At 57.8% G+C, this 25,196-nt stretch carries 26 protein-coding genes; 14 read left to right on the top strand and 12 right to left on the bottom strand.

The window, feature by feature from the left end:
- Window positions 1–34 precede the first annotated feature (34 nt).
- The 4 genes from ACIF4X_RS14785 to ACIF4X_RS14770 form a co-directional block, all read right to left on the bottom strand.
- A complete protein-coding gene (locus tag ACIF4X_RS14785; protein WP_397482699.1) occupies window positions 35–3,583 on the bottom strand; it encodes a calcium-binding protein in 3,549 nt (1,182 codons plus the stop codon).
- Window positions 3,584–4,024: 441 nt separating this feature from the next.
- Window positions 4,025–4,654, bottom strand: coding sequence for a LysE family translocator (locus tag ACIF4X_RS14780; RefSeq protein WP_397482698.1), 630 nt, complete (start codon window positions 4,652–4,654; stop codon window positions 4,025–4,027).
- Window positions 4,655–4,744: 90 nt separating this feature from the next.
- Entirely contained in the window at window positions 4,745–6,094 is a 1,350-nt protein-coding gene (locus tag ACIF4X_RS14775; RefSeq protein ID WP_141129337.1) for an NCS2 family permease, read from the bottom strand.
- A 298-nt stretch (window positions 6,095–6,392) separates the two neighbouring features.
- Window positions 6,393–6,839 carry a MarR family winged helix-turn-helix transcriptional regulator gene (locus tag ACIF4X_RS14770; RefSeq protein WP_397482697.1) on the bottom strand — a complete coding sequence of 149 codons (447 nt, stop codon included), beginning with the start codon at window positions 6,837–6,839 and terminating at the stop codon, window positions 6,393–6,395.
- Between the two features lie 82 nt (window positions 6,840–6,921).
- Here ACIF4X_RS14770 and ACIF4X_RS14765 point away from each other — a divergent pair, with 82 nt between their 5' ends.
- Complete coding sequence (locus ACIF4X_RS14765) at window positions 6,922–8,088, top strand: PLP-dependent aminotransferase family protein (RefSeq protein WP_397482696.1); 1,167 nt, start codon at window positions 6,922–6,924, stop codon at window positions 8,086–8,088.
- 167 nt (window positions 8,089–8,255) lie between these two features.
- Here the strand turns inward: ACIF4X_RS14765 and ACIF4X_RS14760 are convergent, their stop codons facing one another.
- The 5 genes from ACIF4X_RS14760 to ACIF4X_RS14740 all read right to left on the bottom strand — a co-directional run bounded on the left by ACIF4X_RS14760 (window position 8,256) and on the right by ACIF4X_RS14740 (window position 11,028).
- Window positions 8,256–8,627: a glutaredoxin family protein gene (locus ACIF4X_RS14760; protein WP_397482695.1), complete on the bottom strand. Its 372-nt coding sequence runs from the start codon at window positions 8,625–8,627 to the stop codon at window positions 8,256–8,258.
- Window positions 8,628–8,731: 104 nt separating this feature from the next.
- On the bottom strand, window positions 8,732–9,277 hold the full coding sequence (gene folE / locus ACIF4X_RS14755) for a GTP cyclohydrolase I FolE (RefSeq protein WP_003204506.1): 546 nt from the start codon (window positions 9,275–9,277) through the stop codon (window positions 8,732–8,734).
- Window positions 9,278–9,354: 77 nt separating this feature from the next.
- On the bottom strand, window positions 9,355–9,912 hold the full coding sequence (locus ACIF4X_RS14750; protein ID WP_397482694.1) for a Smr/MutS family protein: 558 nt from the start codon (window positions 9,910–9,912) through the stop codon (window positions 9,355–9,357).
- A 74-nt stretch (window positions 9,913–9,986) separates the two neighbouring features.
- Window positions 9,987–10,307, bottom strand: a complete 321-nt coding sequence (locus tag ACIF4X_RS14745) for a hypothetical protein (protein ID WP_007914024.1) — start codon at window positions 10,305–10,307, stop codon at window positions 9,987–9,989.
- A 130-nt stretch (window positions 10,308–10,437) separates the two neighbouring features.
- Window positions 10,438–11,028, bottom strand: a complete 591-nt coding sequence (locus ACIF4X_RS14740; protein ID WP_007914026.1) for a cysteine hydrolase family protein — start codon at window positions 11,026–11,028, stop codon at window positions 10,438–10,440.
- A gap of 239 nt (window positions 11,029–11,267) precedes the next feature.
- Here ACIF4X_RS14740 and prmB point away from each other — a divergent pair, with 239 nt between their 5' ends.
- Window positions 11,268–12,176 carry a 50S ribosomal protein L3 N(5)-glutamine methyltransferase gene (gene prmB, locus ACIF4X_RS14735; RefSeq protein ID WP_397482693.1) on the top strand — a complete coding sequence of 303 codons (909 nt, stop codon included), beginning with the start codon at window positions 11,268–11,270 and terminating at the stop codon, window positions 12,174–12,176.
- A gap of 93 nt (window positions 12,177–12,269) precedes the next feature.
- Here prmB and ACIF4X_RS14730 read toward each other — a convergent pair whose 3' ends face one another.
- The gene (locus ACIF4X_RS14730) at window positions 12,270–13,061 is read right to left on the bottom strand and encodes a hypothetical protein (protein WP_150794495.1); all 792 of its coding nucleotides are present in this window, start codon (window positions 13,059–13,061) and stop codon (window positions 12,270–12,272) included.
- 99 nt (window positions 13,062–13,160) lie between these two features.
- Window positions 13,161–14,114: an alpha/beta hydrolase gene (locus ACIF4X_RS14725; RefSeq protein ID WP_397482692.1), complete on the bottom strand. Its 954-nt coding sequence runs from the start codon at window positions 14,112–14,114 to the stop codon at window positions 13,161–13,163.
- Window positions 14,115–14,244: 130 nt separating this feature from the next.
- Between ACIF4X_RS14725 and aroC the strand changes: the two genes are divergently transcribed.
- The 5 genes from aroC to mtnC all read left to right on the top strand — a co-directional run bounded on the left by aroC (window position 14,245) and on the right by mtnC (window position 18,467).
- A complete protein-coding gene (aroC, locus tag ACIF4X_RS14720) occupies window positions 14,245–15,336 on the top strand; it encodes a chorismate synthase (protein ID WP_064118641.1) in 1,092 nt (363 codons plus the stop codon).
- A 34-nt stretch (window positions 15,337–15,370) separates the two neighbouring features.
- Window positions 15,371–16,516: an MFS transporter gene (locus ACIF4X_RS14715; protein WP_397482691.1), complete on the top strand. Its 1,146-nt coding sequence runs from the start codon at window positions 15,371–15,373 to the stop codon at window positions 16,514–16,516.
- Window positions 16,513–17,139, top strand: a complete 627-nt coding sequence (locus ACIF4X_RS14710; protein WP_397482690.1) for a methylthioribulose 1-phosphate dehydratase — start codon at window positions 16,513–16,515, stop codon at window positions 17,137–17,139. Before ACIF4X_RS14715 ends, ACIF4X_RS14710 begins: the two co-directional genes overlap by 4 nt.
- Before the next feature lie 94 nt (window positions 17,140–17,233).
- Window positions 17,234–17,779 carry a 1,2-dihydroxy-3-keto-5-methylthiopentene dioxygenase gene (locus ACIF4X_RS14705; protein WP_397482689.1) on the top strand — a complete coding sequence of 182 codons (546 nt, stop codon included), beginning with the start codon at window positions 17,234–17,236 and terminating at the stop codon, window positions 17,777–17,779.
- A gap of 4 nt (window positions 17,780–17,783) precedes the next feature.
- Entirely contained in the window at window positions 17,784–18,467 is a 684-nt protein-coding gene (mtnC, locus tag ACIF4X_RS14700; RefSeq protein WP_397482688.1) for an acireductone synthase, read from the top strand.
- 190 nt (window positions 18,468–18,657) lie between these two features.
- Here mtnC and ACIF4X_RS14695 read toward each other — a convergent pair whose 3' ends face one another.
- Window positions 18,658–18,936 (bottom strand): DUF3509 domain-containing protein, encoded by a 279-nt coding sequence (locus tag ACIF4X_RS14695; RefSeq protein ID WP_053118700.1) that lies wholly within the window; start codon window positions 18,934–18,936, stop codon window positions 18,658–18,660.
- Between the two features lie 390 nt (window positions 18,937–19,326).
- Here ACIF4X_RS14695 and ACIF4X_RS14690 point away from each other — a divergent pair, with 390 nt between their 5' ends.
- The 7 genes from ACIF4X_RS14690 to ACIF4X_RS14660 all read left to right on the top strand — a co-directional run bounded on the left by ACIF4X_RS14690 (window position 19,327) and on the right by ACIF4X_RS14660 (window position 24,840).
- Window positions 19,327–21,165 carry a long-chain-acyl-CoA synthetase gene (locus tag ACIF4X_RS14690; protein WP_397482687.1) on the top strand — a complete coding sequence of 613 codons (1,839 nt, stop codon included), beginning with the start codon at window positions 19,327–19,329 and terminating at the stop codon, window positions 21,163–21,165.
- 97 nt (window positions 21,166–21,262) lie between these two features.
- Window positions 21,263–21,781 carry an ankyrin repeat domain-containing protein gene (locus ACIF4X_RS14685; protein WP_397482686.1) on the top strand — a complete coding sequence of 173 codons (519 nt, stop codon included), beginning with the start codon at window positions 21,263–21,265 and terminating at the stop codon, window positions 21,779–21,781.
- 131 nt (window positions 21,782–21,912) lie between these two features.
- Window positions 21,913–22,443, top strand: coding sequence for a hypothetical protein (locus ACIF4X_RS14680; protein WP_397482685.1), 531 nt, complete (start codon window positions 21,913–21,915; stop codon window positions 22,441–22,443).
- A 71-nt stretch (window positions 22,444–22,514) separates the two neighbouring features.
- Window positions 22,515–22,706 (top strand): PLDc N-terminal domain-containing protein, encoded by a 192-nt coding sequence (locus tag ACIF4X_RS14675; RefSeq protein ID WP_007914053.1) that lies wholly within the window; start codon window positions 22,515–22,517, stop codon window positions 22,704–22,706.
- A gap of 219 nt (window positions 22,707–22,925) precedes the next feature.
- On the top strand, window positions 22,926–23,801 hold the full coding sequence (gene speE / locus ACIF4X_RS14670) for a polyamine aminopropyltransferase (RefSeq protein ID WP_397482684.1): 876 nt from the start codon (window positions 22,926–22,928) through the stop codon (window positions 23,799–23,801).
- A gap of 247 nt (window positions 23,802–24,048) precedes the next feature.
- Window positions 24,049–24,282, top strand: coding sequence for a hypothetical protein (locus ACIF4X_RS14665; protein WP_397482683.1), 234 nt, complete (start codon window positions 24,049–24,051; stop codon window positions 24,280–24,282).
- Window positions 24,283–24,492: 210 nt separating this feature from the next.
- Complete coding sequence (locus tag ACIF4X_RS14660) at window positions 24,493–24,840, top strand: ribonuclease E inhibitor RraB (protein WP_008080948.1); 348 nt, start codon at window positions 24,493–24,495, stop codon at window positions 24,838–24,840.
- Window positions 24,841–25,196: the final 356 nt, after the last annotated feature.

Raw genomic sequence — 25,196 nt, 5'->3', positions numbered from 1 at the left:
GTTTATTTGTATGCTGACGGCGTTTGGCCAGAGGTTAATTATCGGGCAGCGACAGTGGCGACGCCGCGTTGCTCTGATGATTGCAACGCCGTAAGACTTGCAACTGCGAATAAGTTATATCTCGAGATTTATTACTGTCCAGAATCCATTTGCGGTTCGCCATGCTGTACTTCAGCCGGCCTGGAGTACCGTCGCCCAATATAATATTGCGCACGTTCAACTCGCGTTGAGCTAGCGCAGAAAACTCCTCGGGCAAACCTGCCGTAGAAGGAGGTTCAAAATATCTGGCGTCGAGGCTGTCGATATAAACCCGGTCGAAAGTCAAGTCCACGGTATGTACCACGCCTTTTGGCCCGATGACAAAAATCTGATCAATCAGATCTTCGGAACCGTATTGCGGCAGATGCAGGGTGGCCGTTCCGATGTACAGCTGATTTCCAGCCAGGACGATTTTGAAATCTTTGATTTGTGTTGCATCGATTTCCCAGGTCGATGAGTTGTTCAACCGAACTTTAGCGGTCGCCAGGCCGCCCGGCGTCGAAATCCGTAAAACTCTGTTCTCGACCAAATGGACCACATAGGTGGCGCCTGCACCGGCAATGTTTTCGATCGCAATCTGTTCATTTACAGGCAAGAACCGGATACAGGAAGAACCGTGATCCAGTTCCTCGGCGCGGGTTTCGGGGATTTCGAAAATCGCGTTGGGGTTGGTTCTAAGCGGGAAACGCAAGTCGTGGCTGGTCAGCGTATTGGCGACAACGCTGTGTTTATAGTGCGCCGGAGGTACGGCATATTTCTCTTCGAGGATCAGCGTATGGGATATGCCATCCCGGAATACCAGCATATAGCCGTGGGTAGAGACGTTGGCTGCAGCGTTCTTCAGGGCAGCATCAAGCGTCGTTTCTGCGTACTGGCCGAAACCGGCGATCTGCAACAGCGTCTTGCCAAAGTAAAACAGAAAATCGCACGAGACATTGACCTTGTCCTTGTCCGCCGCTTCGTTCATCAAAATGGACGGAGTGGTGGCAAATGCAACGTGTGCACTGGTCATTTCGGCATAATCGTAATCAATAAAGATGCGCGTGCCGTTGATGGAATTCGGGGAACTGCCCGTTATGAATTGGGTGTGCGGATTGTAGCGTTGAACGTAATAGTGGGTGTTTTGCCGGGTGGGCACATGGCACACTTCTGCGTGAACAATGGTCGTTTTTTCAGGGCGTCCCCGCCTGATTTCTTCTGCATATATTTTAACCGGGTTGTTGTGTTCGATTGATTCAGGAAAATCCGGTTTCAGGTTATATCCATCCCGGGTAATGATGGTCACTTTGTCATTGTGCAAAACCCGACAGCCGTCTGTTATTTTATAGATGTTGTCGATGACTATTTTGCTTGTGCGGCCGTAATGAAAGTCGAAGTTTACTTCTATGGAAAGACGACATTTGTCCACCTCCCATTTTTCGATCTGGTCCATTCGCCAACCCAGCGAGATCTTGCTTTCGTCTACACCATCTTCCGAGATGACAACCCAACCCTCCGCCAATTCCACGTGATAATAATCCAGTCCCGATTCACCGGATGCTCTGGCGTTTGCCTTGTACAAATAAATCAAGTCGTCACCGGCGCCAGCATTGATGATGTCCGCGCCTCTTGAGGTCATCACGTTGGATGCTGCGGTGCCCGTGACAACGCTTCTTCCGTCTTGCAGCGTCTGAACGTTCTCAAAGTTTTCGAGCAGTGCCTTGAGGGCGTACGTCTCGCCATCCACTACAGACGCGTCCGGGTTCGGCGTATAAACCTGCAAGGTGCCCGCCGCCAGATCGATGTCGTAGCCGCGGCCGGTAATCGGATGCGACGGGACGCCGTCCATTATCAAGGTATCGCTGCCGGCACCGCCCCTGAGTCGGGAAAACTCACTGCTTTCGATATGTCTTGCCAGGTCATCCGCCGCATTCTGGACGATGAACCTGTCATCTTTATCACCCCCCGTAAGATTCTTTACACCTTCATCGTAATAAAAGGCATTGGGCTTTTGCGCGACACCGGTGACGGTGTCCCTGCCGCTTCCGAGCAGCCATAAAATACCTTTGGTTTCCCCCGGCGTTCCCAATACCGCCCCAGGGGTTTGAGCCGTTACGCCGTCGCGAGCATCAATAGTATCGTCAAGGCCGACCACCTCTGGGACATAGACAATCGGCATGGTTTCGACACCCCACCAGTGTTTCACGCGTTCGCGTCTTTTCTTCAGGCGATCTTCGTAGCTGCCCTGCACGACGGCTTCGATGGTGTCCTTCTGCGTCTCGTCGAGTATCTGTCTGGCGGTCGCTTGCATTCGCTTGGCGGTTTCTATTTTGGCTTTGGCCAGTTCGTAACGATTTTTGATGTCCTGGTCTATGTCCATCAACGGCACAAAGGAAAACCATCCCGTGCGCCAGCGCTCTTCAACGGTGAGTTCGATGTAGTCATCGATTTCATCGACCATGCGTACGGCGCCGTAGACCTGCGATCCAATTGCCATCAGCGCACCCGCCGCGAGGCCGACCGGGCCGGCGAAGGAAAAACCGGCCATGGCGGCGCTACCGAGGATGACGGTCATGGCGGCACTGGCGATGTTCAATCCGGCGCTGACGTAATGATCCATCGCTTCTTTGCCGGTTTTATTGCTGGCGGCGTTGAATTCCTTGACGGCGCTGTAGATATCGAACGGCAATGTCAGTGCGCCGCCGATGAGTCCGCCGGAACGGCCCAGGCGAATCCCGGCGCGGGTTCTGGTGAAGTCCTTCAAGGCGCCATTGCCGGCCTCGATCATGCGCTGGCCGACTTTGGTCACGGCGACGTCGGTGATAATCGAGCCCACCTCTGTACCGATCCCGATGCTGTTGAAGATGATTTCATCCTGATCATTTTTCTTCACGGCATCGTAAATGCCGCGAATTCCCATGAATATGCCAAAAGCCTGAATACCGACGCTGGCGCCGATCATCGAATGGTTCTTGATGATGAGCCAGCTGGGATTGCTGCGCTTGCTTGAATAGGCCAAATGCAAATCGAGAGTCTGGGCGGAACTCAACAGGCGAGACATTTTTTTCGCGTATCCGCTTTCCTCGACACTTGCCCCGATGTCTTCGCGGATGACCGGCGGGGCAGTGGCCGGACGCAGACTGGCGAGTTCGAACAGAAAGGAAGGCAGTAAATAGTCATCACCGAACGTGGAAACTTTCATGCGCTTTTCGATGGCGTCATAACTGAGTTGCAGGGCGTTGACGAAAGATCGACTGGGCGTCCTGAACTGTGTGTTATGGCCGGTGAGCGGCTGCCCATCGATGGTCGCCCCCAAGGCATCCAGTGCGCGGCGTGTCACGGTGTACGAACCTATTTTCAGCGGTCCGAACAGATCGTCGAGCACCTTGAGTTGACCGGGCTTTCTTTGGCCGGTCGAGGCGGATGTGTTTGTCGTTTTATCGGTGCTTGTCGCTTCGAAGTCGATCGTCTCGGCGGTGCGTTCATTGCGTTGCATGCCGATGTCCAACACTTCGACAGTGTCATCCCGGGCATAGGTGTTTTCAACAGATATGGGTTTTGACATTGAAACTTCCTTGTTCAATATAGTCTGCAACGGGCGGAGCAATGTTTTGATAGAGAAACAACTAAATGTAATACGAGTAAAGAGCTGAAATGGTGCAATTCAAGAAGGGTATAGTGGCCGTCTACTTGACTAATGATGAATCTGCTTCTTTCAGATGAGAGACAATCCGTGTTCCCATCCAGACCAAGGACTTCACTGTTTTTGGGAGATCCATGTGCAGCGATTGTGCATGGTTGTATCGAACGGTGGAGAATTTTTTATAACAGTATGTTAAGTGTTACGAAGTGTTTTTGTTGTCTGGAAGTTGCGTTCAACGTTCTCTTATAAAAAAGAAAGTTGTTTGCCCTGACGCTTCCGTCTGACCGCAGTTTGAGGCTGTTGCTTCTCAAGGTTGCGTGTAGCGGGGCGGGCTGATTCAGGAGGAATCAGCCCGCCAGAGTTTCAATGGCTGCTGAGCAAAGACGCCGCGCCGGCACCACCAAACAAGCCGGCACTTATCCGGTTGAACCAACTCTGGCCCTTACCACTGCGCAGATAGCGCGCGGCACCGTGGGCACCCAGCCCGTAGGCCAGTTTGCAGAGCAGATCGAGCGCAGTCCAGGTCGCAATCATCACCAGCAACTGCGGGAGAAATGGCGTTTCAGCGCTGAGAAACTGCGGCAAGAATGCGGCGAAAAACAGGATGTCCTTCGGGTTGCTCGCGCCCAGCACAAAAGCGCGGCCGAACAGCGTGCGGAAGCGTGGCACCGGCGCCGCTTGCGGCACTTCGGCGCCAACCGAGGGCTGACGCGACTGCTGCCAGCTCTGCCAGGCGAGGTAGAACAGGTAAAGGGCACCGACGATCTTCAGGGCACTGAACAGTTTTTCCGACGCGAGCAGCAATGCACCGAGCCCCAGGGCCGAGGCGCTGAGCAGGCAGATCGAAGCGCTGACGCCGCCGAGAAAGGCCGGGTAAGAACGCCGCAGGCCGTAATTCAGACTGTTGCTGATCATCAACAACGACAGTGGCCCCGGAATAAGGATCACCACCAGCGCAGCGCCACTGAACAGCAGCCAGGTTTCCAGACTCATCACTTTCCTCCTTTTTTTGTTGTACTCAAGAATGTGCAAAAGCCCCACCCGCGAGGGTGAGGCTGTTTTGACGCTTGAACCGCGTGACGCTTACAAGAAGATGAACTTGGCGATGAAGATCGCGCAGAGCACCCACAGACTCACGGAAATTTCTTTGTATTTACCGGTGCCGGCCTTCAGCGCGACGTAGGTAATGAAGCCCAACGCGATGCCGTCGGCGACCGAGAAGGTCAGCGGCATCATGATCGCGGTGACGATCGCCGGGATCGCGTCAGTCGCTTCGTCCCATTCGATGTGGGCCATGCCGCCCATCATCAGCATCGCCACATAGATCAATGCACCGGCGGTGGCGTAAGCGGGAATCATGCCGGCCAGCGGTGCGAAGAACATTGCCGCTATAAATAGCACACCTACGGTGACTGCGGTAAGACCAGTCCGACCACCAGCGGCCACACCGGCAGCACTTTCCACATAGCTTGTTACTGGAGGGACACCGACCACAGCGCCGAAAACGCTGGACGCACTGTCGGCTTTCATCGCGCGGGAGAGGTTTTCGATGCGGCCGTCAGCGTTCACCAGATTGGCGCGCTGGGCGACACCCATCAAGGTGCCGGCGGTGTCGAACATGTGCACAAAAAGGAAGGCGAGTACCACGCTGATCATGCTGACGTTGAACACGCCGGCCACGTTCATGGCCATGAAGGTCGGCGCCAGACTCGGCGGCGTCGACATGATCCCTTCGTAATGCACGATACCCAGGCCCCAACCGGCCAGCGTTACGGTGATGATGCTGATGAGAATCGCACCGAACACCTTGTGATAGCTGAGGATCGCGATCATCAGGAAGCAGATGGCCGCGAGCAGTGGGCCCGGTTCGCGCAGGGAGCCGAGCTTGATCAGGGTCGCTGGACTGTCGACGACGATCCCGGCGGTTTTCAGACCGATCAGGCCGAGGAACAGACCGACACCGGCGCCCATCGCAAAGCGCAGGCTGACGGGAATGCTGTTGAGCAGCCACTCACGAATCCGCGAGAAGGTCAGAATCATGAACAACACACCGGAGACGAACACCGCACCCAGCGCCGTTTCCCAGTTGTAGCCCATGGTGCCGACCACGGTGTAGGTGAAGAACGCGTTGAGGCCCATGCCCGGCGCCAGACCCACCGGCCAGTTGGCGTACAGGCCCATCAACAGGCAGCCCAGTGCGGCGGCGATACAGGTGGCGACGAAGGCTGCACCGTGGTCAATCCCGGCATCGGCCATGATGTTCGGGTTGACGAAGATGATGTAAGCCATGGTGATGAAGGTTGTCAGACCGGCAATCAGCTCGGTCTTCACCGTGGTGCCATGCAAGCTGAGTTTAAACAGACGTTCCAGCAAGCCACTGCGTAATGGCGGCGAGAGGTCCAGCGTCGATGCTTCGGATTTGCGGCTTTCCACAGCGAGTACTCCTCAAGAGTTTTATTGTTATTTCCAGGGCCGGACCCATGAGGGGTGGCAGCGGCCCTTTGAGGCACACGCGAATTTGTTGACCATGCGGTCAGGAACTCGCACGCTGTGGATTATGCTTTTGTGTACAAATAAAGCAAATATTGTTTTTGGTTTTGTTTACGAAAGTTCCGTCGATAGCGATATATCGCTCTGAGAGCCCCATCGCTGGCAAGCCAGCTCCCCCAGGTTTTGTGGACAACCACAGACCATTGTGGGAGCTGGCTTGCCAGCGATGAAGCCAGAACGGTCAATCGAAGGCTGCCTGACTTTTCCCTAAAGCCAGATTCACCGCCAACCAGCCATTCACCGCCGCCTCCCCAGCCTCGGCAAACACCCGCTCCAGCAATTTCACCTGCTCCCGTCTCAGCGCCTGCTCAAACTTCGCGCCTTCCGCCGTCAACTCCAGCAGGCGCTTACGCTTGTCAGCCTCCGAGGCCACGCTGTCGACCAGATGCATTTCCTGCAACTGCCGCAATGGCATGTTCAGCGCCTGTTTGCTCACGCCGAGCAACTCCAGTAATTCCTTCACACTCAAATTCGGATAGCGCGCGATGAAAAACACGATGCGCTGATGCACTCGGGAGAGGCCGCGGCGCTCGAGCATTTCATCAGCCTTGGCAGTGAACGCCTGATAGCCGAAGAAAAACGCTTCCATCGCCTGCTGCTGACTGGACGGGTTTTTAAGGTCAAGCATGTTGACGTACTCGCTTAAGCTGTCGTAATTTCAGTCAACCAGTTTGACTCATTTTTTGCATCCCTCGCTACCGGTGACTTCCATGGCTTTTTCCGAACGTGTCGCGCGCCTTAAAAGTTCTTTGATCCGTGAAATCCTTGCCGCCGCCCAACGTCCGGAGGTCATGTCGTTCGCTGGCGGCTTGCCGGCCGAAGCCATGCTGCCGAAGGTCGAGTGGGCCGACATGCCGCTGTCGCTCGGCCAGTACGGCACGAGCGAAGGCGAGCCGGCGTTGCGCGAAGCGTTGGCGGCGGAGGCGAGGGCGCTCGGGCTGGAATGCGAGGCGAGCCAGGTATTGGTGGTCAGCGGTTCGCAACAAACCCTCGATCTGACGGCCAAGTTGTACATCGACAAGGGCACTGAAATTCTGCTGGAGGCGCCGACGTATCTCGCCGCGCTGCAAATCTTCCAGCTGTTCGGTGCTGATTGCCTGACCGTGCCGCAAGAGGCCGATGGTCCGAACCTGGCGCAGTTGCGCCATCGTCTTGAACAGCACCGCCCAGCGTTCATCTACTTGATCCCGACCTTCCAGAACCCTTCAGCCGTGCGCTACAGCGAAGCCAAGCGTGCAGCAGTCGCGGCATTGCTCGATGAATTCGATGTCACCCTGATTGAAGATGAACCCTACCGTGAACTGACTTTCGATGGCGGTAGCGCCAAACCGATTGCCGGGCGTCTGAAGACGGCGAGCTGGATTTACACCGGCACCGTGTCGAAAACCTTGCTGCCTGGTCTGCGCGTCGGCTACCTGATCGCCAGCCCGGACCTGTTTCCGCACCTGCTCAAGCTCAAGCAGTCGGCGGATCTGCACACCAACCGCATTGGTCAGTGGCAGGCGCTGCAATGGATCGGTACGGAGAAGTACCAGCAGCATTTGAGCGAATTGCGTGGGTTCTATCGGCAGCGGCGCGATGCCTTTCAAGCAGCGCTGGAAAGGCACTTTGCTGATCTGGCGGATTGGAACATGCCGCAGGGCGGGTTGTTTTTCTGGCTGACGTTGAAGCAGCCGCTGGATACGCGGACGTTGCTCAATGAGGCGTTGGCCAATGATGTGGCGTTTATGCCGGGGGAGCCGTTCTTTCCGGAACCGGATAACAACCCTGGGCATTTACGCTTGAATTTCAGCCACATCGATCCGGCGCGGCTGGATGAAGGTTTGAAGCGACTGGCGGCGGTGGTACGTCGGGCGCAGCTAGAGAAAGCGGCCTGAAAACAAATAAACCGGCTCAAGGGCCGGTTTGTTTTTGTCTGGAATTTGCTGTGTCTGTGCGGGCCACATTCAATGGCAAGCCAGCTCCCACAGTGATCTGTGGCGTTCACAAAACCTGTGGGAGCTGGCTTGCCAGCGATGTGGCCATCAGCATCACCACATAATCATCAGACTGCCGCGAAGCGCTTATCCAGATAATCAATAATCACCTTGGACTCGTACATCCAGGTGGTCTGGCCATTCTCTTCAATGCGCAGGCACGGCACCTTGATCCGGCCACCCTGTTCCAGCAGGGCCTGACGATCCTGCTCGTTGTTCTTCGCATCCTTCAACGCCACCGGCACGTTCAAGCGGCGCAGTGTACGGCGGGTTTTCACGCAGAACGGGCAGGCGTGGAACTGATACAGCGTCAGATCTTTCGCGGCGGCATCCACTTGCGCCTGCACAGCGGCGGGGCGTTTTTTCTTGCCCGGGCGAGTGATGAAGTCGATGAAGATAACCAGTTGGCCGAGGCCGACACGAAGCGCTTTGACGAACACGTTGAAAGCCTCACGGTGCACATTGAGAAAGGCGCGCAGCTTACCCGATTTTTCACGGACGAAAAAAAACCGGCGATGAATGCCGGTTTTTTTCGTGTAACGAATTACTTGATCAGGCTGAGAAACTCGCTGCGGGTCGCGGCGTTTTCGCGGAACTCACCGAGCATCACCGAGGTGATCATCGACGAATTCTGCTTCTCGACACCGCGCATCATCATGCACATGTGCTTGGCCTCGATCACCACGGCCACGCCCAGCGCGCCGGTGACTTGCTGGACGGCGTCGGCGATCTGGCGGCTGAGGTTTTCCTGGATCTGCAGACGACGAGCGTACATGTCGACGATTCGTGCGACCTTCGACAGACCCAGCACTTTGCCGCTCGGGATATAGGCGACGTGCGCCTTGCCGATGAACGGCAGCAGGTGATGTTCGCACAACGAGTACAACTCGATGTCCTTGACCAGCACCATTTCGCTGTTATCGGAGCTGAACAAGGCACCGTTGGTGACTTCTTCGAGCGTCTGTTCATAACCGCGGCAGAGGTACTGCATGGCTTTGGCGGCACGCTTTGGCGTGTCGAGCAGGCCCTCGCGGGACACGTCCTCGCCCAATTGGCCGAGAATCGCGGTGTAATTCTGTTCCAGGGACATGAAACTACCTGTGGGGATTTTCGCAAAGGGCAAGGGTACGGTGGCGGACACAACCCTGCAAGTTCGGTGTAACGGGATTATTCGTCGCGACCTTCCATCATCGTGCGTTTGAGCATCACGTAAACCGCGCCGGCACCACCGTGTTTGGCCTGGCACGAGCAGAAACCGAGCACCTGTGCATGCTGACGCAGCCAAGTGTTGACGTGGCTTTTGATCATCGGCCGCTTGCCGTCCAGGCGCACAGCTTTGCCGTGGGTGACGCGCACGCAGCGGATTTCGAATTTGGTCGCTTCGGCGAGAAACGCCCAGAGGGTTTCGCGGGCCTTTTCCACGCTCATGCCATGCAGGTCGAGGCTGCCTTCGAACGGGATCTGCCCGACCTTGAGCTTGCGCATCTGACTTTCCTGCACGCCGTCACGTGACCACATCAGCTCGTCTTCCGGGCCGACGTCGATCACGAACTGATCGGACAGACCATCCACGGTAGCGGTGTCGGTGCGCACGGTGGCGGACTGGCGCAGCTTGGCAATCTGTGCGCGATCAGCCTTTGGTTTGCCGGTGTCGGCGCGGTCGTGCTTGATCGGCTTGACGCCGCGCAACTCGTTTTTGAACAGGGAAAAATCGTCGTCTTGCATGTCAGCCTCCGCGAAGGGCGGCCAGTTTACCCAAGTCGAAACAAAACGGCCCGGCAAAAAGCCAGGCCGGTGATTCAGTCGTGTTTTTTCATCAGGTGCGGGGACATGTTCAGTTCCCGCGATTGCCGTGCGCGACGGCGGCAGCGGCGCCACAGGGCGACACCGAAATACAGAAACAGCAAACCGACCGCCAGAATGATCGCCGAGCCCATCGGCGTAGCGTTCAAGTCACCGAGTGCCGGTGGGCGCCCGAGCAGGCTGGCCGCCCCGGCCATCGCCAGCAGCACGCCGAACGTGGCCAGAATGGCCGCGATCGCCGCGCCGAATCGAAATCGCCAGTTGCTTTGGCCTTTGGGCCGCAAGCGGCGTGCGTCAAATCCATCGGATAACTTCATTCCGACCTTCCTCAATGGGTATCGGCCCTTCGACCGGGAGTTGACCGGGTTGTTCCTGAGGCTATGGCATTTGCGGCAAATGAGAGGGTTTTGCGGATGAGCGGCGCGCTGAGCCGCTCATCAGAGCAGATCAGATCAGGTCTTGAGTCAGCGCGAGGGTGGCGAAGTTGTCCGCCATGATCGCCATTTCAGCTTCCTGCACCACGGCGGCGCTGAGCACGCGGCCCTTGAACGGCAAGTCGCGGGTCGCGCAGGCGTCTTCCACCAGGGTGCAACGGAAGCCCAGGTTTTTCGCTGCACGCACGGTGGTGCTGACGCTGGAGTGGCTCATGAAACCGCAGACGATCAAATCCAGTGAGCCAAGGTTTTGCAGGCGATCGAGCAGCTCGGTGCCATGGAATGCGCTTGGCAGCAGTTTGCCAATGATCGTTTCATCGCCTTGTGGCTCGAGGCCCGGGATGAATTCGCCACGTTCGCCCTGCGGGTCGAACAGGCCACCGACAGTGCCGAGGTGACGCACGTGCACGATCGGCCGACCGGCTGCACGGGCTGCGGCAACCACTTGTTTGATGTTCGCGACGGCCGCGTCCATGCCGCTCAGGGCCAGCGGGCCACTGAGATATTCTTTCTGGGCATCGATGATGACCACGGTGGCATGGCTCAGAGTGGCCGCTGCGTAACCGCGACCGCTGAGTTGAAACATCGTTTTTGGAACGGACATTCTGGGGCTCCTTGGGGTGGGGCTTTTGCGACATTGTCCTCTGGCTGAGCGGTTCTGTGAATCGCTACCATCGTAGGCACCGTCGTTACTGGCCTGCAGCCTTGTCAAGTTACACGTTCTGTTCAATGACCGATGCAAAAAAAAGAAAACTCCTATCGTCGCCGCGATGTTTTTCCTGCGTCGTCGTCACGCGTTTTGGCTGGTAGAATCGCCAGTCGTTTTTTCTGGAGTTCTGCCCCGTGATCACTTCCCGACTTCGTACCCTGCGCGACCACATTCGTTGGGCCGTCAGCCGCTTCCATGGGGAGGATCTGTTTTTCGGCCATGGCACCGACAATGCCTGGGACGAAGCCCGGCAGCTTGTGCTGGGAGCGTTGCACCTGCCGTGGGAAATCGCCGACAGCTACCTCGATTGCGCGCTGGAAGACGATGAGTTGGTCAATCTGCAACGCCTGCTCAAGCGCCGGATCGAAGAACGCATCCCGACCGCTTACCTGTTGGGTGAGGCTTGGTTCTGCGGCATGTCGTTCATCGTTGACGAGCGCGTGTTGATCCCGCGTTCACCGATTGGCGAACTGATCGAAAACCGCTTCGCCCCATGGATCGGCACCGAGCCGGCGCGCATCCTCGACCTGTGCACCGGTTCCGGTTGCATCGGTATTGCCTGCGCCTACGAGTTCCAGAACGCCGAAGTGGTGCTGGCGGATCTGTCGTTCGAGGCGCTGGAAGTGGCCAATCAGAATATCGAACGGCATGGCGTCGATGAGCGCGTGTACACCGTGCAGGGCGATGGATTTGATGGTTTGCCGGGGCAGCGTTTCGACCTGATCGTGTCGAACCCGCCGTACGTTGATGCGGAAGATTTCGCTGACATGCCGGATGAATATCAGCATGAGCCTGAGCTGGGCCTGGCGTGTGGCGATGATGGTCTGAATCTGGTTCGACGCATGCTCGCTGAAGCGGCGGACCACCTGACCGAGAAGGGCTTGCTGATTGTCGAGGTGGGCAACAGCCAGGTACATGTTGACGCGTTGTACCCGGAAGTCGATTTCGCCTGGCTCGAGTTCGCGCGCGGCGGGCATGGCGTGTTCATGCTGACGGCGGAGCAGTGCCGCGATCATCAGGCTTTGTTCGCCTCCCGCGTTTAAAGCCTAAAAGCAAAAGATCGCAGCCTTCGGCAGCTCCTACAGGGTGTACACCAATTCCAATGTAGGAGCTGCCGAAGGCTGCGATCTTTTGATCTACCGGTGCGTAGCAATCCAGATCAACAACCCCGCCTGAAACACCGCAAACGCCACCAGACAAGTAATGGTGAAGCGCAACCCGGCATCTTCACGCTTGAACTTGCTGACTTTGTCTTCCTGCTTCTTCAGCTTCACTTCCTGCTCGGCCAGATTTTGCTCGGCCTGCTGAAGCATCTGCGCCGCTTCAAGAATCTCGACGATCTGCAGCTTCTCGCTGTTCCAGTCACCGAGCAAATCGCCAACCTGCACTTCCTTGACGCTGCCCTTCAAGTGCTGGGCATCGGCGTACACCACATCAAATCCATGCACGCGCAGGAAATGATCGCGACGCAGACGGGTGTCCTCGTTCAGCGCGTCCTTGTTGTTCAAGTCCATGCCGTCGACGGTGTAGGTGGGCCAACGTTTTTTCGCCCAATTGATGCCTTGCGCAGCCATGTAACGGCCGATGCCGCGGTTCATGGGTTCGATCTGCAAGCCGCTGTCGGGGCCGAAGTGCACACGCTTGGTCGTGTGATCAACCCACACGTCCAGCTGGTTCTGCTCTTTGCGCACACGCTGGCCGGGCAGTTTGATCGCCATGCGCATCAGGCTTTTTTCTTTGCTGTTGCGCTCGGCATAGCCGAATTCGACGAAGCGCAAGGGGCGCCCGCCAGTGTTGCGATCGGTCTGCAGCGGGGCCAGGCGGAGCATCTTGTGGTGCTCGACGTGGACATCCGCCCACGGCAGCTCGACCGCTGGCGGTGCGTCTTTTTCAGCGGTGGTGTCGGGTGAAGTCGGGGTATCAGTCATAACGGCGAGATCCTGTCCAAGCCCTGCTTGTCGCCAGCCATTGCGCTGGCGACAAAGACTTATCGGCCGTTTTTTGCAGGACTGGAGGGCAAACAACGCTTAACGGGTGCGAAGTCCGTCAATAAACTCGATGATTTTGCTGCCCAGTTCCGCTGCCAGCGGCAAATTGGGATCCTTGTACGAGGCCAATTGCCGCTTCATATCGTTGTGCACGATGCGCATCACGTGGTTCATGCCTTCGATCACCACCAATTCGGCGTCCGGTTTGGCGGCTTTGAGCCGTTTTGCATCCTCGGTGCCGACCTGGATGTCGTTGCTGCCCTGAACAATCAGCGCCGGCATCTTCAATTGCGCAAAAGCTTTCGCCGGATCCTGACGGAACAGTGAAATCAGATAAGGCTGCACGCTCGGGCGGAAAATCACCTGCAACGGCTGCGGCACATTGTCGTCGGTGTGGCCGGCCTTGAGGCTGTCGAGCAGTTCGTTACTGCGCAGCATCAGCGGTGGCGGCAGGCTGCGGGCCAGTTGCTCGCGGATTACCTGATCGACCGGGCGGGCGCTGCCAGACAAGGAAATCACCGCCGCCGCATCGACTTTCGGCGCGGCGAGGCTGGCGATCAACGCGCCCTCACTGTGGCCCAGCAGGATCAGCTTGCCGAAACGCGGATCGGCCTTGAGCTTTTGCCCCCACGCCACCGCATCCGCCGCGTAAGCTTCTATAGACAAATTGCGCTCATCCGGCGTCGCCGCCAGGCTCGCGGCCACCCCGCGCTTGTCGTAACGCACGCTGGCGATGTTGTGTTTGGCCAGCACCCAGGCCAGGCGCTTGAGGCTGTCATTACGCCCGCCGTCGGGGTTGTTTCCGTCACGGTCCGTAGGACCCGAGCCAGAAATGATCAGGACAACCGGTACCGGACTGTCAGATTTTGGCAGCAGCAGCGAACCGAAAAGCTCGCCAGTGCCGGTATCCAAAGTGACCGGGCGTTGTAGGACCGTCGCTTGGGCAAAGCCCGTAAACAGGGTAAGACTCAAGATCAAAACTCGCAGCATCATCACGCCATCATTCGCCAAGGTGCCGGTTGGACTCGCCAGCACCACTAAGGTTCGAGGATGAACTACTCGGTTAGCCTGCGTATACTGGCGCGCATCACGAATTTGGGTTTGATTTCACGGAGCGTCCTGCATGTCCGGCAATACCTACGGCAAGTTGTTCACTGTCACCACCGCTGGCGAAAGCCATGGTCCGGCGTTGGTCGCCATTGTCGACGGCTGCCCGCCGGGCCTGGAGATCTCCCTCGAAGACCTGCAGCGCGACCTTGATCGTCGCAAGCCGGGCACCAGCCGTCACACCACCCAGCGTCAGGAAGCCGACGAAGTCGAAATTCTCTCTGGCGTGTTCGAAGGGCGCACCACGGGTTGTTCGATCGGTTTGCTGATCCGCAACACCGACCAGAAGTCCAAGGACTACTCGGCGATCAAGGATCTGTTTCGCCCGGCCCACGCCGACTACACCTACCACCACAAATACGGTGAGCGCGATTACCGTGGCGGTGGCCGTAGCTCGGCGCGCGAAACCGCGATGCGCGTAGCGGCGGGTGCGATTGCCAAGAAGTACCTCGCCACTCAGGGCATCGTGATTCGTGGCTACATGAGCCAGCTCGGCCCGATCGAAATCCCGTTCAAGACCTGGGATTCGGTGGAAGAGAACGCTTTCTTCAGCCCGGACCCGGACAAAGTCCCTGAGCTGGAAGCCTACATGGATCAATTGCGTCGCGACCAAGACTCGGTCGGCGCAAAAATCACCGTGGTCGCCGAAGGCGTCATGCCAGGTCTGGGCGAGCCGATTTTCGACCGTCTCGACGCTGAGCTGGCCCATGCGCTGATGAGCATCAACGCGGTCAAAGGCGTGGAAATCGGCGCCGGTTTCGCTTCGGTTGCACAACGCGGCACCGAACACCGCGATGAAATGACCCCGCAAGGCTTCCTCAGCAACAATGCGGGCGGCATCCTCGGCGGCATCTCGTCCGGTCAGCCGATCGTTGCCCATCTGGCGTTGAAGCCGACGTCGAGCATCACGACCCCGGGCCGTTCGATCGACATCCACGGCAACCCGGTCGATGTCATCACCAAGGGCCGTCACGACCCGTGCGTCGGCATCCGCGCCACACCGATTGCCGAGGCAATGATGGCCATCGTGCTGATGGATCACCTGCTGCGTCACCGTGGGCAGAACGCCGATGTGCGTGTGAGCACGCCGGTGCTGGGTCAGCTTTGATGGCGGGCTTTAAAGCCGTCGCGGCATAACCGGCGTGGCGGCGCTTCCTTACTGGCGGCTGTCCAGTTTCTACCTGTTCTATTTCGCCTTGCTCGGGTCGACAGCGCCGTTTCTGGCGCTGTACTTCGACCACCTCGGCTTCAGTCCGGCGCGCATTGGTGAGCTGGTCGCCATCCCGATGCTGATGCGCTGCGTGGCGCCGAACATCTGGGGCTGGCTCGGCGATTACACCGGCAAACGCCTGGCCATCGTGCGCTTCGGCGCGGTGTGCACGCTGCTGACCTTCTCGTTGATTTTCGTCAGCAAGACCTACGCCTGGCTGGCGATGGTCATGGCGCTGCATGCGTTCTTCTGGCACGCGGTGCTGCCGCAATTTGAAGTGATTACGCTGGCACATTTGCAAGGGCAGACCTCGCGTTACAGCCAGATCCGTCTGTGGGGCTCGATCGGTTTCATCATTACCGTGGTCGTTCTGGGGCGGCTGTTCGAATGGCTCAGCCTCGATATCTACCCGGCGGCGCTGGTGCTGATCATGGCCGGCATCGTCCTCAGCAGTCTGTGGGTGCCGAACGCGCAACCGCCGCAAGGCAATCGACCGACCGGCGAGGGTTTCCTCAAGCAACTGCGTAATCCCGGCGTGCTGGCGTTTTATGGTTGCGTGGCGCTGATGCAGATGAGCCACGGCCCGTATTACACCTTTCTGACCTTGCACCTGGAGCGGCTCGGCTACACACGCGGCACCATCGGTATGCTCTGGGCCGTGGGGGTCGTCGCCGAAGTGCTGATGTTCATGGCCATGAGCCGGATTCTTGCGCGGTTTTCCTTGCGCCGGGTGTTGCTGGCGAGTTTTCTGCTGGCGGCGCTGCGCTGGTTGCTGCTAGGTTCGTTCGCCGAGTTTCTTTGGGTGTTGCTGTTCGCGCAGATTCTGCACGCAGCCACCTTCGGCAGTTTTCACGCCGCTGCCATCGCTTTCGTGCAACGTAGCTTCGGTGCGCGCCAGCAAGGGCAGGGTCAGGCGTTGTACGCCGCACTGGCCGGCACCGGCGGTGCGCTCGGCGCGTTGTATTCCGGTTACAGCTGGAATGCCCTCGGCGCGACATTGACCTTTAGTATTGCCAGTCTCGCGGCGCTCGCTGCTGCCGTTATCATTGCCACACGTATGCAAGAGGACAGGCCATGAGCCTTACGCGTGAACAACTCGCCCAGCAAATCGTCGATGCCGGGCGCTTTCTTTATGGTCGCGGCTGGTCGCCGGCCACTAGCAGCAATTACTCGACGCGCCTGTCGCCGAGTGAAGCGCTGCTGACCGTGTCGGGCAAGCACAAGGGCCAGTTGGGTCTGGACGATGTGCTCGCCACCGATCTTTTCGGCAACAGCCTGGAACCGGGCAAAAAGCCGTCCGCCGAAACCCTGCTGCACACCCAACTCTATAGCTGGCGTCCGGAGATCGGCGCGGTGTTGCACACCCATTCGGTGAACGCCACGGTGTTGTCGCGCCTGACGCCGGAAGACTTTATCGAGTTCGAAGATTACGAGCTGCAAAAAGCCTTCAGCGGCATCTCGACCCATGAATCCCGGGTGCGCGTGCCGATTTTCGACAACGATCAGGACATTGCGCGCCTCGCCGCCAAGGTGCAGCCTTGGCTCGACGCCCATCCCGATTGCGTCGGTTATCTGATTCGCGGCCACGGCCTCTACACCTGGGGCGCACTGATGAACGACGCGCTGCGCCAGATCGAGGCCTTTGAATTTTTGTTTGAGTGCGAGTTGAAAACCCGCAGCGTCATGAACCGCCAAGGCTGACTTCACCGGAAGTAGCCCATTTGCCTGATGAAATGCTGTGCCCGACCGGTCTGCAAGAACCGGACGGCAAGGCCGATACCGAGGAATTGCCCCAATGAGCAGCCTGTCCGTCTATCACGTCTCAAGCCCCGACATTCCCAACAAAGTACTGACCCACTTTGAAGACATCGCCTCGACCCTGGCCGAGCAAGGCGTGCGCTTCGATCGCTGGCAAGCCGCTGCGAAGATTCAGCCTGGCGCCACCCAGGAGGAAGTGATCAGCGCTTACCAGGAACAGATCGACAAACTGATGACCGAGCGTGGTTACATCACCGTCGACGTCATCAGCCTGAGCAGCGATCACCCGCAAAAAGCCGAATTTCGCGCCAAATTCCTCGAAGAACACCGGCATGGCGAAGACGAAGTACGCTTTTTCGTCGCTGGCCGTGGGCTGTTCACTCTGCACATCGACGATTACGTCTACGCGGTACTCTGCGAGAAGAACGATCTGATCTCGGTACCGGCCGGCACCAAACACTGGTTCGACATGGGCGAGCATCCGCACTTCGTGGCGATCCGCCTGTTCAACAACCCTGAAGGCTGGGTTGCCAATTTCACTGGCGAAGACATCGCCGGCCGTTTCCCGCGTCTGGAGGACTGATTCGATGTCGATCAAAGCCATTGTCACTGACATCGAAGGCACCACCAGCGCGGTGAGTTTCGTGTTTGACGTGCTGTTTCCGTACGCGGCGAAACACCTGCCGGATTTCGTCCGTCAGAACGCCGAACGCGCCGATGTTGCCGAGCAACTTGACGCCGTGCGCCGTGACAGCAATGCGCCGCAAGCCGATGTCGAACGGGTTGTTGAAATTCTCTTGAGCTGGATCGAGGAAGACCGCAAAGCCACGCCGCTCAAGGCCTTGCAAGGCATGGTCTGGGCCCAGGGTTATCACGCCGGTCAGTTGAAAGGCCACGTTTACCCGGATGCCGTTGAAGCGCTGCAGCGCTGGCACGCGGCGGGTTATCAACTGTTTGTGTATTCGTCGGGCTCTATTCAGGCGCAGAAACTGATTTTCGGCTGCTCGGAGGCGGGGGATTTGACGCCGCTGTTCAGCGGGTATTTCGACACCACGTCGGGGCCCAAGCGTGACGCGCAGTCGTACACCAATATTCAGCAAGCCATTGGCGTAGATCCGGGAGAAATCCTGTTTCTTTCGGACATCGTCGAAGAGCTCGATGCCGCGCAATCGGCCGGCCTGCAAACCTGCGGCCTCGCCCGTGAAGGCGGCGAGCTGGGAAGTCACATCACCGTCGACACCTTCACCGGCATCGAACCCGAGGCCTTCTAACCCACACAATCCCTGTAGGAGCTGCGGAACGCTGCGATCTTTTGATCTTGTTTTTAGAATCAGGATCAAAAGATCGCAGCGTTCCGCAGCTCCTACAAAGAGTTAGCGATCGCAATGGAGATCGCGCACAAAAAAAACAGGCCGTGAAGCGCATGCTTCACGGCCTGTTTTGTTTAAAGCGCTTTAAAAATTACAGCGAGTGATACGTCGGCAGCGCAAAACGCTGCTGGCTCTGCAGCATGCCGATTTGCGGCAGCTCACTGGCTTGCTCCGCCAGGTCACGACGAATTGCGCTGATCGCCCACGACAGTTGGTCGCCGGCATGCAGTTGTTGATAAGTCAGTGCGCGTTTGAACACTTTGCCGTCGCTGCTGCGCAATGTCAGCAGGATCCCGCCATCGGGACGTGGCGCAGTGGTGACGTCGAAGTTGGAGAACAGGGAGGTAAATTTTTCTTGGATCAGGCTCATGTCTTTCAGCTCCGTATGCACTTGAATGGCAAGCATGCAGAGGAGGTTGCAGCGATTGTGCCAGCATTTGAAAATAAAAATATCGTTATAAATCAATGATTTAAAACTGATGAAAATTGAGGTCGTCGTGCAAACTGCATGAATGGCCATCGTGCATCCTGCATTTTGCGGGATCATCGTCTATTCGACGGAACCAATCGCCCATCCGCAGATCAGCACGGCTCCCGAAAGATCAGCGGATACAAAACATTGCAAAAACCGCGTGTACAGCCCGAGAAGCGCTGACGTATTTTCGACCTCGACCTGTGCTCGAATGCGCCGGTTGCTTCAAGTCAAAGCCCGAAAAATAAAAACATCGACCTGCACGTCAAGGTCGAACGGGGAGTTGTCATGAGTCACGCGCCAAGCGACACGATTACCTGGAGCATGATGCTCCGCAAACTGCCGATGATTGCCAAGGCCATCCCACGGGTGGTCAAGGGCATGAAGGTAGCCAACGTCACGGATCCGACCCAAAGCTGTGGCCTTGGCTGGACGTTCGAGCAAGCGACGCTGCGCAACCCCGAGGGGCCGGCGTTATTGCAGGGCGATGTGCGGCTGACCTATGCCCAGGTCAATCAGTGGGCCAACCGCATCGCTCACTATCTGAACGGGCAGGGCATCGGCAAGGGCGACGTGGTCGCGGTGTTTATCGAAAACCGCCCGGAACTGCTGGTGACGATTCTGGCGCTGGCCAAGGTCGGTGCGGTCAGCGCGCTGCTCAATACCTCGCAGACCCGCGACACGCTGATCCACAGTGTGAATCTGGTGGCGCCGGTGGCGATTGTCGTCGGCGAAGAGCTGGTTCCGGCATTTGCGGCGATTCGTGATCAAGTGGCGATTACCGCGCCGCGCACCTGGTTCGTCGCTGATCAGGACACCTACAGCCAGCCGGGCATTGCGCCCGAAGGCTATATCAATCTGATCAGCGCCAGTGCCGACGCCTCCGTTGAGAATCCGCCGAGCAGTCAGCAGGTATTTTTCGACGATCCGTGTTTCTACATTTACACCTCCGGCACCACTGGCCTGCCCAAGGCCGGGGTGTTCAAGCATGGGCGCTGGATGCGCAGCTCCGCCAGTTTCGGCATGATTGCCCTCAACATGGGCCCCGACGATGTCGTGTATTGCACCTTGCCGCTGTACCACGCCACGGGTCTCTGTGTGTGCTGGGGCTCGGCGGTCAACGGCGCTTCGGGTTTCGCGATTCGCCGCAAGTTCAGCGCCAGTCAATTCTGGAACGACGTGCGCCGTTATCGCGCGACCACTCTCGGTTACGTTGGCGAGTTGTGCCGTTATCTGGTCGATCAACCGGTCAGCGCCGATGACAGCCGTCACGATGTGCGCAAGATGATCGGCAACGGCTTGCGCCCCGGCGCCTGGGCCGAGTTCAAAACGCGTTTTGCCGTCGAACACATCTGTGAGCTGTACGCGGCGAGCGACGGCAATATCGGTTTCACCAACATTCTCAACTTCGACAACACCATCGGTTTCTCGCTGATGGCCTGGGAGTTGGTGGCCTACGATCACGACAGCGGCGAGCCGATCCGCAGTCCTGACGGATTCATGCGCAAGGTCGGCAAAGGCGAGCAGGGGCTTTTGCTGGCACGGATCGATGAAAAAGCTCCATTGGACGGCTACACCGATCCACAGAAAACCGCCAAGGTCGTGTTGCACGACGTGTTTAGCAAAGGCGATCGTTTTTTCAACACCGGCGACCTGCTACGCAACATCGGCTTCGGCCACGCTCAATTTGTCGATCGCCTCGGCGACACCTATCGCTGGAAGGGCGAAAACGTCTCGACCACCGAAGTCGAAAATCTTCTGCTGCAACACCCGCATATTTCCGAGGCGGTGGCTTATGGCGTGGAGATCTGCAATACCAACGGCCGCGCCGGCATGGCGGCGATCACGCCAGCAGAGTCCCTTGCGACGCTGGATTTCGCCGAGTTGCTGACCTTCGCCCGGGAGCGCATGCCGGCCTACGCGGTGCCGTTATTTCTGCGGGTGAAGGTGAAAATGGAAACCACAGGCACCTTCAAATACCAGAAAACCCGACTAAAAAATGAAGGCTTCGACCCGGGCCAGACGGGCGATGATCCGATCTACGCATGGCTGCCGGGCACGCAGACTTACGTTCGGGTCACTGACGAAGTGCTGGCAGAAATTCATCAGGGCAAACATCGCTATTGAATCTGGCTATGGGGCGGCTTGAGAAAAAGGGGGTGACAGCCACGGTCTCGCTCGGGAAACTGTCGGCTTTCCGATAGACCGAAAGTGGAGTTGCCCCATGTCCGACCAAAGCCGCCAGATGACCCCTGAAGAAGCTGCCGAATTCACCGAGCAGGTTTTCAACAAGGCGCGCGACGGTGATGCCGAGATGCTCGATCGCCTGGTCACCGCTGGTTTGCCGGTGAACCTGAAGAACAGCAAGGGCGACACGCTGCTGATGCTCGCCAGCTATTACGGCCATGTCGATGCGGTGCAAGTGCTGCTTAAACACAAGGCTGACCCGGAAATGCGCAATGGCAACGGCCAGAGCCCGATTGCGGGTGCGGCGTTCAAGGGCGATCTGGCGGTGGTCAAGGCGTTGGTCGAGGCGGGCGCCGAGATCGAAGGCTCGTCGTTTGACGGCCGGACTGCCTTGATGATGGCGGCGATGTTCAACCGTGTTGAGATCGTTGATTACCTGATCAGCAAAGGCGCCAATGCGCAAGCCAAGGATGCCAATGGCGTGACCGCGCTGGAAGCGGCGCGCACCATGGGCGCGGTCGATACCACCGCTCAACTGGAAAAACTCCAGGCCTGATAAGGTCAAAAGATCGCAGCCTGCGGCAGCTCCTACACTGATCCCTTGTAGGAGCTGCCGCAGGCTGCGATCTTTTGCTTTGTGCGCTATCCTCCGCGCCCTCAAAATTCAAATCCACAGGATCCGCCCTCATGAAAGCCGCACTCGTCGAACTCATCAGCAAAATCAGCTCCGGCTGCATGGGCGAGGACGAGATCCTGAAAGTGGCCGACGAAGCCGCGCAAGCCTACGCCGATGCCGGTGCCTTTCTGACCGCCAATCCGGACATCAACTACGACGATACTTTCCCGATTCCGTTGGGCGAGTGGGTGGTGGTCGGCAGCCTGCCGGAAACCGTGCTGTTTCAGGCCGACACCTACGTTGATCTGTTTGCGCAGATCGTCGCCTCGTTCGGCCCGGGCGTGGATTTCAACCTCAAGCCCAAGCAACTGGCCAAGACCGAAGCGCTGACTGCGCTCAATCGCATCCAGGTGCAGATGAGCAGCATGAACAAGGAAAACGGCGGTTACACGCTGATGAACTTCAGCCAGTTGCTCGACGACGAACTGCAAATGGTCCTGGTCTTCGGCAATGACGTGCCTCGGGTGCTGGAATTGTGCGCCGAAGTCGGTATCGCCGCCGCGCCATCGCTCGAAGCCTTGAAGATCGCCGTTCACGTCTGAGAGCAATAAAAGGGAACCCTGCGCGCGACCGTCTATCCTAAAAGTGCATGCCACTATTCTGGAGCGACACCATGGGTTCCACGTTCAACGGTCTGATTGGCCTGATCATCCTTGCCCTCGACATCTGGGCCATCATCAATGTGCTGAAAAGCGGCGCGACCACCGGAATGAAAATCGTCTGGGTGTTGCTGATCATCCTCCTGCCTGTACTGGGCCTGATCATCTGGGCGATTGCCGGACCACGCGGCAACGTGCGGATCTGAATCAGCTAACACCGCGATACCCCTGTAGGAGCTGCCGAAGGCTGCGATCTTTTGATGTTGATTGTAAAAACAAGATCAAAAGATCGCAGCCTTCGGCAGCTCCTACAGAGATTGTGGTTGTGAGGTTCGACCTGTCATCTTCGGCAACGTAGAATGCGCGCCTTTCCCGGGCAATCGTCCCCACGATTGGCGCCCGCGCATTCATCGGAGCACTTGACCATGACCGTCACCAAAACCAGCGAGTACCTGGAAACCCTCTACGAAGGCTACGGCCAGCGTTTTCGCATGGAAAAACTGCTGCACGAAGTGCGCACCGAACACCAGCATCTGGTGATTTTCCAGAACCCGCGCATGGGCCGGGTCATGGCGCTGGACGGCGTGATCCAGACCACCGAAGCCGACGAATTCATCTACCACGAAATGCTCACCCACGTGCCGATCCTCGCCCACGGCAGCGCCAAGCGCGTGCTGATCATCGGTGGCGGTGACGGCGGAATGCTGCGTGAAGTGAGCAAGCACGCGGGCGTTGAGCACATCACCATGGTCGAGATCGACGGCACCGTGGTCGACATGTGCAAAGAATTCCTGCCGAACCACTCCAGTGGCGCCTACGACGATCCACGTCTGAACCTGGTGATCGACGACGGCATGCGTTTCGTCGCCACCACCACGGAAAAATTCGACGTGATCATCTCTGACTCCACCGACCCGATCGGCCCGGGCGAAGTGTTGTTCTCGGAAAACTTCTACCAGGCTTGCCACCGCTGCCTGAACGAAGGCGGCATCCTCGTCACTCAGAACGGCACGCCGTTCATGCAGATCGACGAAGTGAAAACCACCGCCGGCCGCCTGAAAAGCCTGTTCCCGGACTGGCACTTCTATCAAGCCGCAGTTCCGACTTACATCGGTGGCTCGATGACCTTCGCCTGGGGCTCGACCAACCCGGCCTACCGCAAGCTCAGCCGTGAAACCCTGCAACAGCGCTTCATCGGCAGCGGCATTGTCACGCGATACTACAACCCGGAAATCCATATCGGCGCGTTCGCGTTGCCGCAGTACGTGCTGCAGGCGATCAACAAGCCAAGCAACGACTGATATTGAACCTGCAGGCGCTGCCGCAGGCTGCGATCTTTTGATCTTGTTTTTGATCGTTCCCACGCGAAGCGTGGGAACGCAGCCGGGGACGCTCTGCGTCCCAAAAGATCGCAGCCTGCGGCAGCTCCTACAGTGACAGATGTCGTTTTTTTCATCTTCGTCGGCTGTAATCCTTTTGAACCAACTTTCGGCGTACACAGTCGAGATAGGTGTAAGCCCATTTGCGGGTTTGATCGAGGAGGCACCGATGCAAAAGTGGAAAGTCACTTTCGTGGACGATCATGGTGAAACGATCAATGAAGTCTTCGAGTGCGAGGAGTGCCCGAGTCATGAGCGGGCGGCCAAACTCATCAAGGAGCGCTTTCTTCCTGTCGCCGCCGAACTGGATCTGAACGATCTGGAAGGGCGCACCGCCGATGCCGGGGTGAAAAGCCTGAAAACCCAGAACAGCATCGAAATCCGCAGCATTACTCCCGTCTGACACTCTTCCTGTCACCTTTCACACCAGGCCTTGGCAGCGGCTCTAACTTGGGGCTACTCTGCAAGCGAGATCAGCGAACGGATCGCTAAGGTCTGGTCTTGTCAGCTACATGCTTGTTTCCCGCGTGCAACCACGTTGCCGTAGTACTTCGGCCAAAGGCCCGGGGCGGGAATACGGAAAGTCTATCCATCTATGCGAGGGGGACGATTCATGAGCACAGCCTATCAAGAAGACATCAGCAGCAATGTTCTGCGCCGCATGAAAGAAGGCGGTTTCGATTTTTCCCGATTCCATCCCATCGAGTTCTACGCCATTTTCCCGGACGAGGAGCGGGCGCGCAGGGCGGCAGGCAAATTTCGCGGTGAATCCATCAATGCCCAGGTCAGCGTGCGTGATGACGGTGCGTGGGCGTTGGAATTGAGCAAGGTGATGTACGCGACATATGACGATATCGGCGACTTCGAGCAGGGCTTTTCCGCTGTGGTCGAACCGCTGGGCGGCATTATCGAAGGCTGGGGTGTGAAACAGGAGGTGCGTAGCCGTCACCGTTTGAACTGATCTCTTGAATCAACAGTTGAGCAACGGCTGACCTTCGGGTTGGCCGTTGTCGTCTCCGGCGTATGCAAGGCGCTGTGGCAAAACCCTGAAACAAGAAACCGAGGCAAAAAAAAGCCACCGGAGAGGGTGGCTAAAAGGGAAGACCGATAAGGAGAGGAAACCGGTCAGGGTTACAGCGGGGCGGGCTGCGAGGGCAGTCCAGGTCAGTTGAGCTGGCGACTTCGCGGCGCTGTGCGCGGGGAAGTTTTGCAGCGAATGCACGGATTATCCGCAAGCAGCGCCGGGCAGTGAAATCAACTCTGACTATGCTGGTGATAGGCGATGCGGTGCGTCGCAATGAAGCGGGGGCAATCCGG

Origin of the sequence: Pseudomonas sp. NPDC085632 (assembly GCF_044541255.1) — a bacterium.
Taxonomy (GTDB): Bacteria; Pseudomonadota; Gammaproteobacteria; order Pseudomonadales; family Pseudomonadaceae; genus Aquipseudomonas.
This window is presented reverse-complemented; position numbering and strand designations above follow the sequence as displayed.

Bases quoted from the DNA above. Each gene is read 5' to 3' on its own strand.
- speE (WP_397482684.1), top strand. From the start codon at position 22,926: ATGACCGTCACCAAAACCAGCGAGTACCTGGAAACCCTCTACGAAGGC.
- ACIF4X_RS14675 (WP_007914053.1), top strand. From the start codon at position 22,515: ATGGGTTCCACGTTCAACGGTCTGATTGGCCTGATCATCCTTGCCCTC.
- ACIF4X_RS14785 (WP_397482699.1), bottom strand. From the start codon at position 3,583: ATGTCAAAACCCATATCTGTTGAAAACACCTATGCCCGGGATGACACT.
- ACIF4X_RS14710 (WP_397482690.1), top strand. From the start codon at position 16,513: ATGAGCCTTACGCGTGAACAACTCGCCCAGCAAATCGTCGATGCCGGG.
- ACIF4X_RS14685 (WP_397482686.1), top strand. From the start codon at position 21,263: ATGTCCGACCAAAGCCGCCAGATGACCCCTGAAGAAGCTGCCGAATTC.
- ACIF4X_RS14660 (WP_008080948.1), top strand. From the start codon at position 24,493: ATGAGCACAGCCTATCAAGAAGACATCAGCAGCAATGTTCTGCGCCGC.
- ACIF4X_RS14770 (WP_397482697.1), bottom strand. From the start codon at position 6,839: ATGCTTGACCTTAAAAACCCGTCCAGTCAGCAGCAGGCGATGGAAGCG.
- ACIF4X_RS14705 (WP_397482689.1), top strand. From the start codon at position 17,234: ATGAGCAGCCTGTCCGTCTATCACGTCTCAAGCCCCGACATTCCCAAC.
- ACIF4X_RS14780 (WP_397482698.1), bottom strand. From the start codon at position 4,654: ATGAGTCTGGAAACCTGGCTGCTGTTCAGTGGCGCTGCGCTGGTGGTG.
- ACIF4X_RS14730 (WP_150794495.1), bottom strand. From the start codon at position 13,061: ATGACTGATACCCCGACTTCACCCGACACCACCGCTGAAAAAGACGCA.
- ACIF4X_RS14765 (WP_397482696.1), top strand. From the start codon at position 6,922: ATGGCTTTTTCCGAACGTGTCGCGCGCCTTAAAAGTTCTTTGATCCGT.
- ACIF4X_RS14680 (WP_397482685.1), top strand. From the start codon at position 21,913: ATGAAAGCCGCACTCGTCGAACTCATCAGCAAAATCAGCTCCGGCTGC.
- ACIF4X_RS14665 (WP_397482683.1), top strand. From the start codon at position 24,049: ATGCAAAAGTGGAAAGTCACTTTCGTGGACGATCATGGTGAAACGATC.
- folE (WP_003204506.1), bottom strand. From the start codon at position 9,277: ATGTCCCTGGAACAGAATTACACCGCGATTCTCGGCCAATTGGGCGAG.
- ACIF4X_RS14750 (WP_397482694.1), bottom strand. From the start codon at position 9,912: ATGCAAGACGACGATTTTTCCCTGTTCAAAAACGAGTTGCGCGGCGTC.
- ACIF4X_RS14690 (WP_397482687.1), top strand. From the start codon at position 19,327: ATGAGTCACGCGCCAAGCGACACGATTACCTGGAGCATGATGCTCCGC.
- aroC (WP_064118641.1), top strand. From the start codon at position 14,245: ATGTCCGGCAATACCTACGGCAAGTTGTTCACTGTCACCACCGCTGGC.
- mtnC (WP_397482688.1), top strand. From the start codon at position 17,784: ATGTCGATCAAAGCCATTGTCACTGACATCGAAGGCACCACCAGCGCG.
- ACIF4X_RS14725 (WP_397482692.1), bottom strand. From the start codon at position 14,114: ATGATGCTGCGAGTTTTGATCTTGAGTCTTACCCTGTTTACGGGCTTT.
- ACIF4X_RS14695 (WP_053118700.1), bottom strand. From the start codon at position 18,936: ATGAGCCTGATCCAAGAAAAATTTACCTCCCTGTTCTCCAACTTCGAC.
- ACIF4X_RS14745 (WP_007914024.1), bottom strand. From the start codon at position 10,307: ATGAAGTTATCCGATGGATTTGACGCACGCCGCTTGCGGCCCAAAGGC.
- ACIF4X_RS14740 (WP_007914026.1), bottom strand. From the start codon at position 11,028: ATGTCCGTTCCAAAAACGATGTTTCAACTCAGCGGTCGCGGTTACGCA.